This window comes from Mycobacterium pinniadriaticum (genome assembly GCF_026242045.1).
Classification (GTDB): domain Bacteria; phylum Actinomycetota; class Actinomycetes; order Mycobacteriales; family Mycobacteriaceae; genus Mycobacterium; species Mycobacterium pinniadriaticum.
In genome coordinates this window covers 1-1,901 of record NZ_JAPJDO010000092.1, presented here as the reverse complement: position 1 = coordinate 1,901, position 1,901 = coordinate 1, and the positions used below count along the sequence as shown (strand labels likewise).

Annotated in this window: 3 protein-coding genes; 1 reads left to right on the top strand and 2 read right to left on the bottom strand. The window is 56.4% G+C overall.

Going from position 1 to position 1,901, the window contains the following annotated elements; genetic code table 11:
• Nucleotides 1–47: 47 nt before the first annotated feature.
• Nucleotides 48–572: a hypothetical protein gene (locus ORI27_RS32760; RefSeq protein WP_266001409.1), complete on the bottom strand. Its 525-nt coding sequence runs from the start codon at nt 570–572 to the stop codon at nt 48–50.
• A gap of 80 nt (nt 573–652) precedes the next feature.
• On the opposite strand from ORI27_RS32760, the gene ORI27_RS32755 reads away from it, so the two are divergent.
• On the top strand, nt 653–844 hold the full coding sequence (locus ORI27_RS32755) for a hypothetical protein (RefSeq protein ID WP_266001411.1): 192 nt from the start codon (nt 653–655) through the stop codon (nt 842–844).
• Between the two features lie 17 nt (nt 845–861).
• Here ORI27_RS32755 and tcmP read toward each other — a convergent pair.
• Nucleotides 862–1,901, bottom strand: a 1,040-nt coding sequence (tcmP, locus tag ORI27_RS32750; RefSeq protein ID WP_266001412.1) for a three-Cys-motif partner protein TcmP, incomplete at its 5' end; no start/stop codon positions are given.

The following is a 1,901-nucleotide window of genomic DNA, read 5'->3' as shown; positions in this document are numbered from 1 at the left end:
TCCCGTTTAAACTCGTCGGGATAATTTTTCCTTGCCATCGTGGTGGATCATCTCGCTTCCCCCGCCAATCTTGCGGGATTAAGCGTGTCCAACACACGGGGGCAGGGCCCGTATTTGCCGTCGCCATCTTCGGTTAGCCGTCCGCGCTGACCGTTGACCATCTTGTCGATAATCTCTTTTTGACTGTCGGCCGGGGACAGATTCCTTTCTGCCACCTTCCTCGTTGTCTTGGCGAACTCGGGCTTGGCGACAAGGGCGGGTTCCGCTCGCAGGGCGGCTTTGGTCACCTCCTCGATGAACGATTCGAAAGCTCCCCATGATGCCAGAAGAGAGAGGACGTACAGCGTCCGATGTTCCTGAACGATGACGTTCTTGCACGCGTCATAGGTCTTACCGGCGATGATGCCCAACACGCCGTTGATGTGCGTCCAATCTGCCTCGTCGACCGAGTCGACGACGTATCTGAAGGCGTGCGGTACCGCCGCCGCAAGCTCCAACGTGTCGTTGAAGATCAGCAACCAACCGTCAAACGCCTTCCATACCTCGGTCTCTAGTGCCTCTATTTCAAGCATGGGACCACTATCTCACGCATTGCAACCGATATTTCTGGCCGCTATTGATAAACCAAACGCGTTCAACCGCATTAAAGGAAATGAGCAAGTATCAATGCTCCAACGACACCGGTTTAGACCTAGTGATCGTTGAAGTTGGCGTTGTAAAGGCTGCTGGGACAATCGAAGCCGACGTACCCATCGAAATCCCGAACCTAACTCTGGTTGATACGGCGAAGAAGAAAGTGGTAAACAAGGGGGTCCCCTACTCGCCCGCCGGAGCCATGGTCTGAAGCTCGCGCATCAGGAATTAGGCCGGGAACTGAACAATGGTGCCGTTGGGGAATGTGCCCGGCCGGTTCTGGTTCGGACTAGATATCTGGCCGGCAGCTTGCATCGGCTTGAGTGTCTTCGTCTTCACGTGAGTTTCGAGGTACGGCGTCGCGACGACCACGTGCGCGAGCACCGTTTCGATGGTGACGGCTTGACCACGGAAGTACTCCAACAGGTGTCTACGCAGCGGCCCTGTGTCAACAACGTCAGCAAAGATCACCTCCTGGTTGGCAAATCGATCCCGGAAGGTGAAGTCGCCGCTCGGGGCGACCTTCCACATCGCTTCCTTCATCCGGCTCATGCCGATCGGTTCTCGAGTGCAGTAGAAGAGGTCGTACACACGTTTGCCGCGGTCGTCGTACATCGTGAAGCTCTGGATGTACGGAAAGTTGCACTCATCGTGAAGTCGCTGCTTGTAGAGATCGTGGACGAAATTGGCGCTCTCACCGGGGGCGAGCATGGCGACGCCCTTGAACTCGTCTGTCCCGAATAGGTCTTGAAGCGCCTTGTCGATCTGACCACTACCAGACCAGCGCACGCTCGCCTCGTTGGCGAAGTAGACCAACATCTCCGCTTTCGGAAAGTCCGTCAGACGCTTCAAGATCGCCATCGGCGTGGCCTTGACTCCGACCGGATCGACGAAAGCGAAGATCGGAGCAAGCTTGGCCTCCCTCTTGTCGATGTCATCGAGGATTTCGGTAGTCAGATCGATAAAAGTCGAGTTGTTGATGTCGATCTTGACGTTCGCTGGCCATGGTTGATGTGCAGCCTGGAACGCCGCGACCTGTTCTCGGAGATGGTTGGCACAGCCCTCGTCTTGTTCGTTAAACAGGAAGACGAACTCGGTGCCGCTCATCGTCGCGAACGCCGAGTGTTCAATCAGAGTCTCGAGTGCGATGATCGGCGACGGGCCTTGCCCCGGTGTAGTGGACACGGGATTTGTGGTTACGCCGCTTGTGGCAGCGTAGCGAATGTGTGGTTGTTTTCGTAGGTGGCGGGGCTGGAATAGGCGCAGCG